The organism is Streptosporangium jomthongense (genome assembly GCF_042650425.1).
Taxonomy (GTDB): domain Bacteria; phylum Actinomycetota; class Actinomycetes; order Streptosporangiales; family Streptosporangiaceae; genus Streptosporangium.
In genome coordinates this window covers 16,261-29,311 of sequence record NZ_JBHSBC010000045.1, presented here as the reverse complement: position 1 = coordinate 29,311, position 13,051 = coordinate 16,261, and the positions used below count along the sequence as shown (strand labels likewise).

Below are 13,051 nucleotides of genomic sequence, written 5' to 3'. Positions count from 1 at the left end.
CAGCGGCGCTTCCGTTATCTCTCCGCGCTGGATCGAATACTGAAAACATGATGGAATCGTTTCCATGAGCATGCGTCGTACGACCATCAAGGACGTCGCGGAGGCGGCGGGGGTCGGGGTGGCAACGGTCTCGCGGGTTCTGTCCGGGGGGTCGGCCAGCCCCGAGACCAGGGAGCGGGTGCTGACCGTCGCGGCCCAGCTCGACTACCGGCCGAGCGCGCTCGGCCGTAACCTGCGCCAGCAGCGCTCGGGCGGGATCGGGCTGCTGTTGCCCGACATCACCGACACCTTCTACGGCCGGCTGGCCGACGGCGTGCTCGCCTGCGCCCGTTCGGCGGGCGAGCCGGTGATCCTGGGCGCCACGGGCGACGACGAGGAGCGCGAGGGCGAGCTGATCGGCATGCTGGTCGAACAGGGCGTCGACCGGGTGATCGCGGTGCCCTCGGGCGAGGGCGAGATCTGGGCTCCGACGCTGCGGGCCGGGCTCACCACGGTGTTCGCGCACCGGAGCGCGGGCGGGCGCGACGAGGTGCCCTCGGTGCTGGCCGACGACCGCGCGGGCGTGCGGACCGCGATCGACTATCTGACGGGCCTGGGCCATCGACGCATCGCCTACCTCGGCGGTCCTGGGCAGTCCCAGCGCCTGACCGCCTTCCGCCAGGCGCTGGGCCCCCTGGTCGACGAGGAGCTGATCGTGCTGGCGCGCGGCACCAGGGACTCCGCCTACGCCGCGGCGGCCGGGCTGTTCCAGCACCGGCCCGACCTGACCGCCGTGCTCGCCGGGGGCAACCTGCTGGGCGAGGCCGCCGTGCTCGCCGCGAGGGAGCTGGACGTACGGGTGCCCAGGGACCTGTCACTGATCATGTTCGACGACGTTCCCTGGGCCGAGCTGTGCTCTCCCCCGCTGACGGTGATCGCCCAGCCCGCGCGGGACATCGGCTACCGGGCGGCCGAGCTGGTGCTCCGCGCGGGCGCCAGGCGCCCGCGCGGTGTGCTTCTGCCGACCGAGCTGATCGTGAGGGGAAGCTGCGGACCTAGAGGGTCTTCTCGATCGCCGCGATGACGGCCGGGTCGCCGGGCTCGACGCCCGGCCGGAACCTGGCCAGCACCTCGCCCTCACGCGAGACCAGGAACTTCTCGAAGTTCCACTGGACGTCCCCGGCCGTCCCCTCGGCGTCCGGGGTCTCGGTGAGCGAGGCGTACAGCGGGTGCCGCCCCTCACCGTTGACATCGGTCTTGGCCAGCAGCGGGAAGTCCACGCCGTAGGTGGTCGAGCAGAACTCCTGGATCTCCTCGGGGCTGCCGGGCTCCTGCCCCATGAACTGGTTGCAGGGGACCCCGACGACGGTGAGACCCGCCCCGCCGTAGGTCCGCTGGAGTTCGACGAGCCCGGAGTACTGCGGGGTGAGGCCGCAGCGGGAGGCGACGTTCACGACGAGGGCGGCGCCGTCCCCGGCCAGCTCGGCGAGGGTCGTCGGCGCGTCGGCGAGAGTGCGCAGAGGAATATCACGAATGCTCATGATCTGCACCCTAAACCCGCTGTCACATCCAAGAGTTATGACACCCGGGAAAGGAAATGTGACGGACGCCACAGGTGATTCGACGGCCCCCTGAGCAGGCACTTGATCCTTTTCTAACCGATCTTTGACAGAAGGCTTGACAAAGCCTGTCGGCTGGCCCACTGGAAATCACTGGGCATCGTGACGGCGTCCCCCGAAACCGGCGAAAGGTCACTTTCCTATGCCGACGCCACGCCGTACCAGCCTGTCGCTGGGCCTCATGGCGCTCGCCGTCAGCACCACCGCCACGGTCGTCGACGTCTCCCCCGCGGCCGCCTCGTCGTCCGCGTTGCGGGGCAACCAGGCCCTCGCGGCGCCCATGGTGGCCGCCAGGGGCTGGAGCCGCGCCAACTTCGACTGTCTCCGGCGACTCTGGACAAGGGAGAGCAACTGGAACCACAGGGCGCACAACCGCTCCTCCGGCGCGTACGGAATCCCCCAGGCACTGCCCGGGAAGAAGATGGCCGACGCGGGCCGGGACTGGCGGACCAACCCCAGAACACAGATCAGATGGGGCCTCGGCTACATCCGGCAACGCTACGGCTCGCCGTGCGGGGCATGGGCGCACTTCCGCTCCCACGGCTGGTACTAGATCCAAACCCCAAGGCGGGGTGATTTTCGTCTCCCGCCGGTCTCCAGGCAGATCACCGCCGGTCAGGTGATCACCGCCGAACCACCCGCATGCCGCGAAGATCGGGCAAACACCTTCCCCGCACGTGTCCCAGGCGCCCGTCGCCGCTCCTCCGGCGTACTAGAAAGCCGCCTAGGAAACACGTCGCGGTGTCTCATGCCGGAAACGGGCCGGCGAGACCACGCGGGCGTCCCGCCCGAGCCACGGGTGCCGGATCGTCGAGCGCGCGGGGGACTCCGGTTCCACGCGCCTTCCCGCACGCGGCCAGCGGACAAGGATGAAAGTGGACAGAAACCGTGTTCTGCGCAACACCGTTCTGAGCATGATCGCCGCCTCGACCGTGGTCGGTTCGGCGTCCATCGGACGGGCCGACGACATCACGACGACCGCGAACGCCGGTACCACCGAGGCGACCGGCACCGCCGGCGGCCCTGCGGCGTCCGAGGAGGCCGCCCGGACCGGGAGGGCCGCGGCCGTGGCCGTGAGTCCTCAGGTCAGGAGGGTCCACCGGGCCGTCTGGGTCACCAGGACCGTGCCCAAGGTCAGAACGGCCGCCAGAACATCGAAAAGCAGGAACAAGGCGATCGCGTTCCGCCTCGTCACGCGCCGTTCGTGGTCTCGCGACCAGTTCCAGTGCCTGGACAGTCTCTGGACCAGGGAGAGCAACTGGAACCACCAGGCGCACAACCCCTCTTCGGGTGCCTACGGCATCCCCCAGGCCCTGCCTGGTTCGAAGATGAGGGGCGTCGGCGGGGACTGGCGGTCGAATCCGGTCACGCAGATCCACTGGGGTCTGCGCTACATCAAGAGCCGCTACGGGTCACCGTGCGGCGCGTGGGGTCATTTCCGGTCAAGAAACTGGTACTGACCTGGGGAGTGTCCAGGGGAAGGGAACACTCCCCCGGCGTCCGGGGCCCACAGGTCCCGGACGCCACCCCGTTCACCTCCCCGTACGGCCCGGACCGTGTTCAGTGGCCAGCAGGTGCCCGGGCAGCTCCTAGTGACCGAGGGCGCTCAGGCCCAGCAGGAGTGACTGCCGTTCTCCGGTGGTCAGGACCTCGTACGGCACGGCGGCCCTGCGGTTCGTGTCCTCCTCGATGCGCTCGCGGGAGGGGCCGGAGGACAGGCCGACGATCTGGGTGGCGGTGAGACCGGCCTCCTCCCACGCGGCGGCGTGGGCGTCGGCCCGGTGGTAACGCAGCGCGGCCAGCCGGTTGAACAGCAGCACCCCCTCTGAGGTCCCCTCCGGTTCGTACGGTGGCGCCGCCTGGGCGAAGGCCTCGCCACCGCTGTCCGCCGAGGCCTCGACGAGCCGCCCGGCGAGGCCGGCCAGCTCGGGCAGCCGTTCGGCGTGCCCGGCCCACATCTCCCCGGTCACCGTCGTGTGCAGGCCGTACAGCTCCGTGATGAAGGCCAGCGCCCTGGGGGTGGCGCGCAGGGTGCCGTCGTGGTCGGTGACGAGGGTCCCCTGGGCGAGCTGGACCCCGATCTCGTTGTCGTCGAACGGGTTGTACCGGTAGAGCGCGGCCAGCCCTCGCCGGGTGAGCGGGCGGGCGGGGAGCACGTACCGGAGATCGACCAGCAGGTCCGCCTGCAGTCCTGACCGTTCGACGAGTTCCCGGCCGAGCGGCCTGCCCGCGATGAGGACGCCGAGGTGGACGGCGTCGATCAGCGGGGCGATCGACGCGGCGTAGCCAGGCAGATCATCGAACCGTGACATGCTGCGCTATCCTGCCGTATTTTCCTTGAAGCAGGAGTACTTATAGCTCCTAACAGAATGATCTCCGTTGTGGTTTGATCTCTCGCTGTAATGACAGTGGGAGGGGTGAGCGGGTTGGCGCGGCTGAAGCCGTGGGAGGTCGGCGACGAGCTGTGGGCGATCATCGAGCCCCTGTTGCCCAAACATCAGCGGCGGACGCGCTGGCCAGGGCGAAAGCGCCTGGATGACCGTCTGGCGCTGCAGGGTGTGCTGTTCGTGCTGCATACCGGGATCTCCTGGGAGCACCTGCCGCAGGAACTCGGGTACGGCTCGGGCATGACGTGCTGGCGGCGGCTGAACGAGTGGCACAAGGCCGGTGTCTGGCAGCGCCTGCACGAGGTGCTCCTGGCCCGACTGCGCGCGGCAGGAGCGATCGACTTCTCCCGGGCTTCGGTGGACTCCTCCCACGTCAGAGCTCTAAAAGGGGGGCGCAGACCGGCCCGTCGCCGGTCGATCGGGGACGATCCGGCAGCAAGCACCACCTGATCGTCGACGCAGGCGGCATCCCCCTGGCGGTGATCCTGACCGGCGGCAACCGCAACGATGTCACCCAGCTCATCCCGCTTCTGCAGGCCGTTCCACCGGTGCGCGGCAAGCGCGGTCGGCCCCGCAAGCGTCCCGAAGTCGTGCTGGCCGATCGCGGCTACGACCACGACAAGTACCGCAAGCAGGTCCGCGCCCTCGGCATCCGTCCGCTGATCGCTCGACGTGGCACTGAGAACGGATCTGGTCTGGGCAAACACCGCTGGGTCGTCGAGCGGACCTTCGCTCTGCTGCACCACTTCCGCCGCCTGCGCATCCGCTGGGAGGTCCGTGACGACATCCACGAAGCCTTCCTCAGCCTCGGCTGCGCCCTGATCTGCTGGCGCCGCCTCAGCTCATTGCGTTAGCAGTTCTTAGGCGGCGGAAACAGCCGACCGGCCGGATATTCGCGCCGAACGCCGTGGCTATCTGACGACGACGAAGACGGCGGCCCCGAGAGCAGCGGCCATCGTGCCGAGCCAGGCGACGAGGGTGTCCACCCGGACGTCGAGGGGACTGCCCTCGTGCAGGGCGCGCTGGACGCGCCGGTAGCGGACGCCGGTGCGGGCCAGCAGGAGGGCGCCCGCGGCCGCGGAGAGGAAGAAGGGGGTCACGGCCGCCGGGGGCACCCCGGCGCGCAGCGCGACACCGCCCGCCCCCAGGCCGCCGACCGCCTGCACCGCGGCGGTGCGGACCCAGGCCAGCCGGGTCCGCTCGTTCTGCAGCCCCTCGTCCCAGATGGGGATCATCGGCCCAGGAGGATGAGAACCATGGCGAGCACGGCCACGGCCGCGACGCCGTACCCCAGGAGCGGGGCGATGGCGGGTTCGGGCAGCGGCGCCGCCTGGCGCAGGGCGCGCTGCACCCTGCGCCAGCGCGGGTAGGCCATCGCGGCGCACAGGGCCGAGAGCGAGACCAGGGTGACCGCCAGTACGGTCCTCATCCACGGGACGAAGACGTCGGCGGAGACGGCGGCCATGGCGACGCCGCCCGCGCTCAGGGCGAGCGACGTGCTGAGCCAGGTGAGGAACGTGCGTTCGTTCGCGAGGGTGAATCGGGGGTCCGGTTCGTCCCTGGATAGGTCCATATTGACGACGCTAGTTCAACCATATTTCCCATAGAGAACCCGGGAATGCGGGAGGCCTTCCCCTTTTCTCCGGCAGGGAAAGCGCCTCTCAGCTGCAGGCTTCGGTCAACTTCCTGATCCAGGCCACCGAGTCGTTGCCCGCCTTCTGCACGGCGTCGACGGCGCTCTGCGCGTCGGTGACGTTCAGGTTCTTCAGGCTCTCGGAGACGTCGTCCGCGGCCTGCTTGAGCGTGGTGTTGGACGCCTTGTCCGCCAGCTCTCCCAGCTTCGCGGCCCCGTCGTTCAGCGCCTTCTCCGCCGCGCCGGGGTCGTCGGCCAGGGTGGCGAGCTTCTTCACCGTGTCGGTGACGATGCCCGCGGCCTGCACGCACTGCTGGGCCTTGTCGACGCCGTCCGAGACCTGCTGGATCTCCGCGCAGCCGGAGAGAAGGAGGACGGCGGCCAGCCCGGAGGCGGCGATGGCGGGAATTCGTCGCGGAAGGGGTCGCATGCCCCGACCCTACCCAAGTGCCCGGCCAGGCAGGCGCCGCCGTATCGGCCTTGTCACCCCATGGAGACTCCCCATGCCCGGTCCCCGCGCCCCTGGGGGTGTCCTGGGGGTAAGTAGAGTGGACTGGCCCGCCACGGTGCCGTCCGTGGATCTCGCAGGGGCGGGTTCGCGGGCCGGGCCGCGCGACGGCTCCGGCCGTACGGCCGGCACGACGATCCACCGAGAGGAACCATGTCCACCTGCGACCACCTCACCCAGGCCCAGAACCCGGCTCCCCGCACTCCCGAGGGGTGCGAGGAGTGCCTCGCGACCGGAAGCCGCTGGGTCCACCTGCGCAGATGCCTGTCGTGTGGGCACATCGGCTGCTGCGACTCCTCGCCGAACAAGCACGCCAGCGCCCACTTCGCCCAGGAGGGGCACCCGGTCGTCGCCTCCTTCGAGCCCGGCGAGAGCTGGCGGTGGTGCTACGTCGACGACATCCTCGGCTGAGGGGGACCCTCAGTCCCGCTCCAGGGTCGCCTCCTCGAAGTCGAGTTCGTGCATGACCCTGTTGAGCACCTCGTCGTCGAGACGCCCCTCGTCGCGCAGACGCACGAACACCTCGCGGCCCGCGGCGAGCATCTCCCTGCGCAGCCGCCGGTAGACGGTGCTCGGCGTCTCCTCACCCCTCGGCCCCGTGCCGCCGCCGAGGCGTTCCCAGGCGGTGAGGGCGCGGCGCTCGGCCCGCGACCTGAGCTGGTCGACGACCTCCCGGTGCACCTCGTCGATCCCCTCGGCGACCAACTCGTCGAGGCGGGCCAGCTCGGCCGCGGCGGCCGCCTGCTGGGCCGCGGCCTCGGTGAGGTTGTCGTTGAAGACCTCCTCCTCGTTGGAGATCCGCAGCCGCCTGATCAGCGCGGGGAACGTCAACCCCTGGATCAGCAGGGTGCCGATCACCACGACGAAGGTGAGGAAGAGCAGCGTCGGCCGCCCGGGGAAGTCCGGCGGGATGGCGAAGGCGGCGGCGAGTGAGACGACACCGCGCATTCCCGCCCAGCTGACGACGACCGTGTTGCGCCACGACGGCGCGTTCGGCTCGTTCCTGCGCACCCCCGCCGACAACACCCGGGGGAGGTAGATGCTGGGCACGACCCAGACGGCCCTGGAGAGCACCGCGGCGGCGAAGACCGCGACCGCCATGCCGGTGAGCAGCCAGGGGTCGGCGTCCCTCAGCTCCGTCATGATCGGCCACAGCTGCAGGCCGATCAGGGCGAAGACGATCGTCTCCAGGAAGAAGTCGACGACCCGCCAGACGGCGCCGGACAGCAGGCGGGTGCCGAAGCCCGCGCGGGGCATGCGATGACCGACGTAGAGGCCGACGATCACCACCGCGATCACACCGGAGACGTGTACGGCCTCCGCGGCGAGGTAGACGCCGAACGGGATGAGCAGCATGACGGTGTTCTCGACCAGGGCGTCCCGCAGCATCAGCAGGACCCTGGCCAGGCACCAGGCGAGCACCAGCCCGACGACCACGCCTCCGACGGCCGCGTAGAGGAACCGTCCCACGGCGTCCAGCCAGCTGATCCCCTCCCCGAGCGCGGCGGCGACGGCCACCCGGTAGGCGGTCAGCGCGGTCGCGTCGTTGAAGAGGCTCTCCCCCACCAGGATGGTGACCACCTTGCGGGGCAGCCCGAGCCTGCGGGCGACCGCGACGGCGGCCACCGCGTCCGGCGGCGCCACGATCGCGCCGAGCGCGAAGGCGGCGGCCAGCGGCAGCGACGGCATGAGCAGGTGGACGACCCAGCCGATGACGAGCGTGGTGAACAGCACCAGCCCGATCGAGAGCAGCGCGACCGGGCGCCGTACCGCCTTGAGACGCATGTAGGAGCTGTCGATGGCCGCGGAGTAGAGCAGGGGCGGCAGGAAGACCAGCAGGACCAGCTCGGGGTCCAGCTGGTAGCCGGGCACGAACGGCGACAGCACCAGCCCGGCGAACACCAGCAGCAGCGGCGACGGCCACCCCCTGCGCCTGGCCACGGCCGCCACCGCGATCGCGATGATCGGAACGACCAGAAGCTGTACGGCGGACGCCTGGTTCATCCCACTCCTCACCCGTTCGGGTGATCAGACTACGGGATGGCCCTTCGGTGATCCGTCAGGTCACCAGTCGCGGCGTTCCTCGTGCTCCGGACGCAGCCGCTCACCGGTCGAGTGCGGCGACTCCTGGGAGCGTGAGCGCGAGCGCCTGTCCTGCTGCTGGCCTCCGAAGATGCCCAGCGGGTCGGACGGGTCGACGTCCTGCTGGTAGGCGGGCGGCTCCTGGTAGGAGGTCTGCTGCTCCTGGTAAACCGGCTGTTCCTGGTAGCCCTGCGGGCCGTACAGGTCTCTCAGGTCCGCCGGATGGCCCGCCTGCCTGGCGCCGAAGGCGTAGGGGTCGGGCTGCGCCGGGGCCGGATAACCGTAGGGGTCGGGCTGCGCCTGAGGGTAGGAGTGGGCCGGGAAGCCCGAGGGGTCGGTCGTGCCCGCCTGGACGTAGGGGTCGGCGGGACGCTGTCCGGAGCGCTGTCCGGGGCCCTGGGACGCGTAGGGGTCGGCGGGCAGCGGGGCGGGGGCCGTGACACCGTACGGGTCGGGGCGGTTCTGCGGCGCGAACGGGTCGGGCTGCTGCGCGAACGGGTCGGGCTGCTGAACGGGAGCGGCGGCGTAGGGATCGGCCTGCTGGGCCGGGCCACCGTAGGGGTCGGGCTGGTGGGCGGGGGCCGTGGCGTAGGGATCGGGCTGCCTGGCCGCGCCGTACGGGTCCTGGGGCTGCGCGCCGTACCCCTGCGGGGCCGCTCCGCCGTAGGGGGCGGCGGGCTGCTGGGGCGGATAGAGGTCGCCCGGCATCTGGTAGACCGGCTCCGCCTGGCCGTGCCCGGCCTGCTCGGCGGGCTGACCGTAGGACAGGCTGTCGTTGACGATCATGTTCTCCCGGGGCACCACGCCGTCGGGACCGTATCCCGCGGGCGGGCGCTCGACGGGCGGGACGGCACCTCTGGCGACGAGCACGTCGGTCGGGCTGAGCGCGGCGGGACGCGGTTCCTCGGCGGCGGGGACCACCTGGGTGGCCGCGGGGTCGGTGTACTGCTGCGGCGGGCTCGCGTAGTCCTCAGGCGCCGGCCTGGCGTACTGCCCGGTCCCGGGGAACCCGTTGGGGTCCTGGTAGCCGCCCTGCCCCGTCGTCTCGCCGACCTCGTCGGGGTACTGTCCCCCGGCCTCGACGAACCCCTCGTCGAGGGTGTCGACCAGGCGCCCGACATCGTTCATGGGCATGCGAAAACTGGCGGTGCACATCTCGCCGCGCCACAGGCTCAGCACCAGGGTGCCTTCGTGCCAGGTGACCCGGAGCACCCGCTCCTGGCCACGCTCGTCGAAGAACACCTCACCGAACGACGGCAAGGGGACAACTTCCGACATAGAGGACATAGTGCTTTAACCAGCCTTTATTCGTCCACTCAACCCCGGAAAACCCTACCGAACCGGTCTTTCCACCCCCATCCTCCATCCCGGTGAGCCGAAACGGGCGATCTTCTTTGACCGTACGAGGGCGGTGATCCGGATTGATCCAGCCAAGTCTGCCACGCGCCGCGAGCCTCGCGTCCCGGAATGCCGGGATGCGCACAGGGGGTGACTCACCGGAGCCAGCCGCGTCTGTCGGGGGAAGCCGGTACGGTTGGCTGTCGTGCCGACCGACTCGATCACCTCCGCCGAAGACGCCCCCACGGCGGTCCCCGCGACCGCGCCTGACCTGCCCCGGGTCGAGGAGTTGCTGAGCGCCGCCGTCGAGGCGGTCGGCGGGGTCGAACGCCCCGGCCAGATCGAGATGGTGCGGGCGGTCCAGCGGGCGATCTCCTCCGGCGACCACCTCGCCGTCCAGGCGGGCACCGGCACCGGCAAGTCCCTGGCCTATCTGATCCCCTCCATCCGGCACGCGATGTCATCGAAAGGCGCGGTGATCGTCTCCACCGCGACCATCGCGCTGCAGCGTCAGCTCGTCGACCGCGACCTGCCCAGGCTCTCCGAGGCCCTCGCCCCCCGGCTGCCGCACCAGCCGACCTTCGCCATCCTCAAGGGCCGCCGCAACTACCTGTGCCGCTACAAGGCCGCGGCCGGCTGGCCCGAGGAGGAGCAGGACCAGCTCTTCGACCCGCGCGAGGTCAACGCGACCGGCCGGATGGTCCAGCGCATCCAGGAGTGGGCCCAGGAGACCGAGACCGGCGACCGCGACGAGCTGGTGCCGGGCGTCAACGAGCAGGCCTGGCGGCAGTTCTCCGTGAGCTCACGCGAGTGCCTGGGCGCCACCCGCTGCCCCAGCGGCGCCGAGTGCTTCGCCGAGCTGGCCAGGGCCCGCGCGGGCGAGTCCGACGTCGTCGTCACCAACCACGCGCTGCTGGCCATCGACGCCATGGAGGACTTCTCCCTGCTGCCCGAGCACGAGGTGGTCGTGGTCGACGAGGCGCACGAGCTGGTCGACCGGGTCACCTCGGTGGTCAGCGGCGAGCTGTCGGAGGCCATGGTCTCGGTGACGGTCCGCCGGGTCGGGCGGCTGATCGAGCAGGCGATCTCCGACCGGCTCATGGAGGCGGGCGAGCAGCTCAAGGACCTGCTCGCCGTCGCCCCCGCCGGGCGCCTCGACGAGCTGCCCCCGGTGCTCGGGATGACCCTGGCCCTGGTGCGCGACGCGGCCTGGGCCTGCATCACCGCGCTCGGACCCAGGTCCGGCGGCGACAAGGACGACCCGGAGGGCGCGGGCCTGCGCAAGGCGGCCTTCACCGCCCTCGACGAGATCCACGACACCGCGCAGCGGATGCTGGACGCCTTCGGTCACGCGGAGGAGGTCGACCGGGCCGAGGTGGTCTGGCTGGAGGCGGCGACCGACCGGCGCCCGCCCCTGCTGCGGATCGCCCCGCTCACCGTGGCCGGGATGCTCCGCGACAAGCTCTTCGGCGACCGTACGGTGGTCCTCACCTCGGCGACGCTGGCGCTCGGCGGCGCCTTCGACGGCCTGGCCCGCCAGTGGGGTCTCGGCTCAGGGGACGGCAAGGGCGCCAAGGACGGCTGGCGGGGTCTGGACGTCGGCTCCCCCTTCGACCACGCGCGCAGCGGCATCCTCTACGTCGCCAAGCACCTGCCCCAGCCGGGCCGTGACGGCCTTCCCGAGGCCTACCTCGAGGAGATCACCGAGCTGATCGAGGCCGCGGGGGGCCGCACCCTGGGCCTGTTCTCCTCGATGCGGGCCGCCAAGGCCGCCACGGAGGCGCTGCGGGAGCGGCTGAGCGTGCCGTTGCTCTGCCAGGGCGACGACTCAACGATGCTGCTGGTCAAGCAGTTCGCCGAGGACGAGCCGACCTGCCTGTTCGGCACCCTGACCCTGTGGCAGGGCGTGGACGTGCCCGGCCCCTCCCTGCGGCTGGTCATCATCGACCGCATCCCGTTCCCGCGCCCCGACGACCCGCTGAGCTCCGCCAGGCAGCGCCACGTGACCGCCAGGGGCGGCAACGGCTTCATGTCGGTCGCCGCGACCCACGCGGCCCTGCTGCTCGCCCAGGGGGCGGGCCGCCTGCTGCGCAGCCAGCACGACAAGGGGGTGGTCGCGGTCCTCGACCCCCGCCTCGCCACCGCCCGCTACGCCGGTTTCCTGCGCGACTCGCTGCCGCCCTTCTGGCCGACCAACGACCCGGGAAAGGTCCGCGACGCGCTCAGGCGCCTCGGGAAGGGCTGAAGCCCGTTTCGCGGATCCTCGCCGTGGCGAGGGTCCGCGAAACAGGCCCTAGAGATCGAGAAGGCCCAGGTCGGGGCGCTTGGGGTCGAGGCCGTCGCCTGAGGAGCGTCCGCGTAGCCTGCGGACGACCCAGGGGCCCAGGTGCTCTCTGACCCACCGGACGTCCTCGCGCCGCCGCTCACCGGGGGTGACCCGCTCACGCGGCGGCCACCGCTTGCGCCACTCGTCCGCGCACTCGATCCCCAGGACGTCGCACACCTTGGCGGCCACCAGCCGGTGCCCCTCGGCGTTCATGTGCAGCCGGTCCTCGCTCCAGGCGCGCCAGTCGCGCAGGCCCTGCATCGACCACTGGTCGACCAGGCGGCAGCCGTACAGGTCGGCGATGGATCTGACGTGCATGTAGAAGATCGCGAAGGTGCCGCGGGCACGGCGCATGATCGGGGTGTCACGCGGGTCGACACCGGTGAACAGCAGCACCTCCGCGCCGGTCGCCCGCAGATCCCGTACGGCTCCCGCCAGCAGCCGGGCCATCGCGTCCGGGTCACAGCCGGGGCGCAGCAGGTCGTTTCCCCCCGCGCAGAGGCTGACCAGGTCGGGCCGCATCTCGACCGCCCTGGGGACCTGCTGCTCGACGACCTGGCCGAGCAGCCTGCCCCGCACGGCGAGGTTGGCGTAGCGGAACTCCGGTTCGAGCGCGGCCAGCCGTTCCGCGACCCGGTCGGCCCAGCCCCTGAAGGGTCCGCCCTCGCCGCCGGGGCCGGGGTCGTTCAGTCCCTCGGTGAAGCTGTCGCCCAGCGCGGCGAAGGAGGCGAAGGTACGGTGGCCCACTACACGAGCTCCGCCACGGCCTGCAGCGCCAGCACGTAGGACCTCAGCCCGAAGCCCGCGATCGTGCCGGTCGCCACGCCCGCGACCACCGAGTTGTGCCGGAACTCCTCACGGGCGGCCGGGTTGGAGATGTGCACCTCGACCAGGGGCGCGGTCCGCTGGGCGATGGCGTCGCGCAGCGCGTAGGAGTAGTGGGTGAACGCCGCGGGGTTCAGCACCACCGGGATCCGGCCGTCGGCCGCCTCGTGCAGCCAGGAGATCATCTCGGCCTCGTCGTCGGTCTGCCTGACGTCCACGGACAGGCCCAGCCCCCGGCCCGTCTCCCGGCACAGCGCCGCCAGGTCGGCCAGGGTCTCCGCGCCGTAGACGTCGGGCTCCCTGGTGCCCAGTCGCGACAGGTTGGGGCCGCTGAGCACGTAGACGGGTCTCATC

15 protein-coding genes are annotated in these 13,051 nt (G+C 71.2%); 6 read left to right on the top strand and 9 right to left on the bottom strand.

The features are described from left to right. Positions 1–64: 64 nt before the first annotated feature. Positions 65–1,063, top strand: a complete 999-nt coding sequence (locus ACFOYY_RS34530) for a LacI family DNA-binding transcriptional regulator (RefSeq protein WP_386195344.1) — start codon at positions 65–67, stop codon at positions 1,061–1,063. Here the strand turns inward: ACFOYY_RS34530 and ACFOYY_RS34525 are convergent. Continuing rightward, positions 1,035–1,520: a glutathione peroxidase gene (locus ACFOYY_RS34525; protein WP_352011481.1), complete on the bottom strand. Its 486-nt coding sequence runs from the start codon at positions 1,518–1,520 to the stop codon at positions 1,035–1,037. The genes ACFOYY_RS34530 and ACFOYY_RS34525 overlap by 29 nt on opposite strands. 220 nt (positions 1,521–1,740) lie before the next feature. Here ACFOYY_RS34525 and ACFOYY_RS34520 point away from each other — a divergent pair, with 220 nt between their 5' ends. After that, positions 1,741–2,151, top strand: coding sequence for an aggregation-promoting factor C-terminal-like domain-containing protein (locus ACFOYY_RS34520; protein WP_352011480.1), 411 nt, complete (start codon positions 1,741–1,743; stop codon positions 2,149–2,151). Between the two features lie 322 nt (positions 2,152–2,473). After that, a complete protein-coding gene (locus tag ACFOYY_RS34515; RefSeq protein WP_386195341.1) occupies positions 2,474–3,058 on the top strand; it encodes an aggregation-promoting factor C-terminal-like domain-containing protein in 585 nt (194 codons plus the stop codon). 129 nt (positions 3,059–3,187) lie between these two features. Here ACFOYY_RS34515 and ACFOYY_RS34510 read toward each other — a convergent pair whose 3' ends face one another. Next, positions 3,188–3,910 carry a hypothetical protein gene (locus ACFOYY_RS34510; RefSeq protein WP_386195340.1) on the bottom strand — a complete coding sequence of 241 codons (723 nt, stop codon included), beginning with the start codon at positions 3,908–3,910 and terminating at the stop codon, positions 3,188–3,190. 90 nt (positions 3,911–4,000) lie between these two features. Between ACFOYY_RS34510 and ACFOYY_RS34505 the strand changes: the two genes are divergently transcribed. Then, a protein-coding gene (locus tag ACFOYY_RS34505; protein WP_386195338.1) for an IS5 family transposase occupies positions 4,001–4,839 on the top strand; the annotation gives its coding sequence in 2 pieces (ribosomal slippage) (positions 4,001–4,379 and positions 4,379–4,839; 840 coding nt in all). 57 nt (positions 4,840–4,896) lie between these two features. Here the strand turns inward: ACFOYY_RS34505 and ACFOYY_RS34500 are convergent. The 3 genes from ACFOYY_RS34500 to ACFOYY_RS34490 all read right to left on the bottom strand — a co-directional run bounded on the left by ACFOYY_RS34500 (position 4,897) and on the right by ACFOYY_RS34490 (position 6,048). Continuing rightward, positions 4,897–5,220 (bottom strand): DUF202 domain-containing protein, encoded by a 324-nt coding sequence (locus ACFOYY_RS34500; RefSeq protein ID WP_386195336.1) that lies wholly within the window; start codon positions 5,218–5,220, stop codon positions 4,897–4,899. Further along, complete coding sequence (locus ACFOYY_RS34495; protein ID WP_352011476.1) at positions 5,217–5,558, bottom strand: YidH family protein; 342 nt, start codon at positions 5,556–5,558, stop codon at positions 5,217–5,219. The genes ACFOYY_RS34500 and ACFOYY_RS34495 overlap by 4 nt, the downstream gene beginning before the upstream one ends. 88 nt (positions 5,559–5,646) lie before the next feature. Next, on the bottom strand, positions 5,647–6,048 hold the full coding sequence (locus ACFOYY_RS34490) for a hypothetical protein (RefSeq protein WP_352011475.1): 402 nt from the start codon (positions 6,046–6,048) through the stop codon (positions 5,647–5,649). Positions 6,049–6,279: 231 nt separating this feature from the next. On the opposite strand from ACFOYY_RS34490, the gene ACFOYY_RS34485 reads away from it, so the two are divergent. Continuing rightward, entirely contained in the window at positions 6,280–6,537 is a 258-nt protein-coding gene (locus tag ACFOYY_RS34485; RefSeq protein ID WP_352011474.1) for a ubiquitin carboxyl-terminal hydrolase 14, read from the top strand. 9 nt (positions 6,538–6,546) lie between these two features. Here ACFOYY_RS34485 and ACFOYY_RS34480 read toward each other — a convergent pair whose 3' ends face one another. After that, on the bottom strand, positions 6,547–8,130 hold the full coding sequence (locus ACFOYY_RS34480) for a Na+/H+ antiporter (protein WP_352011473.1): 1,584 nt from the start codon (positions 8,128–8,130) through the stop codon (positions 6,547–6,549). 60 nt (positions 8,131–8,190) lie between these two features. Further along, positions 8,191–9,486, bottom strand: a complete 1,296-nt coding sequence (locus ACFOYY_RS34475) for a hypothetical protein (RefSeq protein WP_362911545.1) — start codon at positions 9,484–9,486, stop codon at positions 8,191–8,193. A 265-nt stretch (positions 9,487–9,751) separates the two neighbouring features. Between ACFOYY_RS34475 and ACFOYY_RS34470 the strand changes: the two genes are divergently transcribed. Further along, on the top strand, positions 9,752–11,791 hold the full coding sequence (locus tag ACFOYY_RS34470) for an ATP-dependent DNA helicase (RefSeq protein WP_386195332.1): 2,040 nt from the start codon (positions 9,752–9,754) through the stop codon (positions 11,789–11,791). Between the two features lie 48 nt (positions 11,792–11,839). Here ACFOYY_RS34470 and ACFOYY_RS34465 read toward each other — a convergent pair whose 3' ends face one another. Together ACFOYY_RS34465 and aroQ are read right to left on the bottom strand one after the other, a co-directional pair. Next, entirely contained in the window at positions 11,840–12,619 is a 780-nt protein-coding gene (locus ACFOYY_RS34465) for an SGNH/GDSL hydrolase family protein (protein WP_386195330.1), read from the bottom strand. Beyond that, the gene (gene aroQ, locus ACFOYY_RS34460; RefSeq protein ID WP_352011393.1) at positions 12,619–13,050 is read right to left on the bottom strand and encodes a type II 3-dehydroquinate dehydratase; all 432 of its coding nucleotides are present in this window, start codon (positions 13,048–13,050) and stop codon (positions 12,619–12,621) included. Before aroQ ends, ACFOYY_RS34465 begins: the two co-directional genes overlap by 1 nt. Between the last annotated feature and the right edge of the window lies 1 nt (position 13,051).

Excerpts from the sequence above, each read along its gene's own strand:
- ACFOYY_RS34475 (WP_362911545.1), bottom strand. The coding sequence starts at position 9,486 with ATGTCGGAAGTTGTCCCCTTGCCGTCGTTCGGTGAGGTGTTCTTCGAC.
- ACFOYY_RS34510 (WP_386195340.1), bottom strand. The coding sequence starts at position 3,910 with ATGTCACGGTTCGATGATCTGCCTGGCTACGCCGCGTCGATCGCCCCG.
- ACFOYY_RS34495 (WP_352011476.1), bottom strand. The coding sequence starts at position 5,558 with ATGGACCTATCCAGGGACGAACCGGACCCCCGATTCACCCTCGCGAAC.
- aroQ (WP_352011393.1), bottom strand. The coding sequence starts at position 13,050 with ATGAGACCCGTCTACGTGCTCAGCGGCCCCAACCTGTCGCGACTGGGC.
- ACFOYY_RS34500 (WP_386195336.1), bottom strand. The coding sequence starts at position 5,220 with ATGATCCCCATCTGGGACGAGGGGCTGCAGAACGAGCGGACCCGGCTG.
- ACFOYY_RS34525 (WP_352011481.1), bottom strand. The coding sequence starts at position 1,520 with ATGAGCATTCGTGATATTCCTCTGCGCACTCTCGCCGACGCGCCGACG.
- ACFOYY_RS34520 (WP_352011480.1), top strand. The coding sequence starts at position 1,741 with ATGCCGACGCCACGCCGTACCAGCCTGTCGCTGGGCCTCATGGCGCTC.
- ACFOYY_RS34490 (WP_352011475.1), bottom strand. The coding sequence starts at position 6,048 with ATGCGACCCCTTCCGCGACGAATTCCCGCCATCGCCGCCTCCGGGCTG.
- ACFOYY_RS34485 (WP_352011474.1), top strand. The coding sequence starts at position 6,280 with ATGTCCACCTGCGACCACCTCACCCAGGCCCAGAACCCGGCTCCCCGC.
- ACFOYY_RS34480 (WP_352011473.1), bottom strand. The coding sequence starts at position 8,130 with ATGAACCAGGCGTCCGCCGTACAGCTTCTGGTCGTTCCGATCATCGCG.
- ACFOYY_RS34530 (WP_386195344.1), top strand. The coding sequence starts at position 65 with ATGAGCATGCGTCGTACGACCATCAAGGACGTCGCGGAGGCGGCGGGG.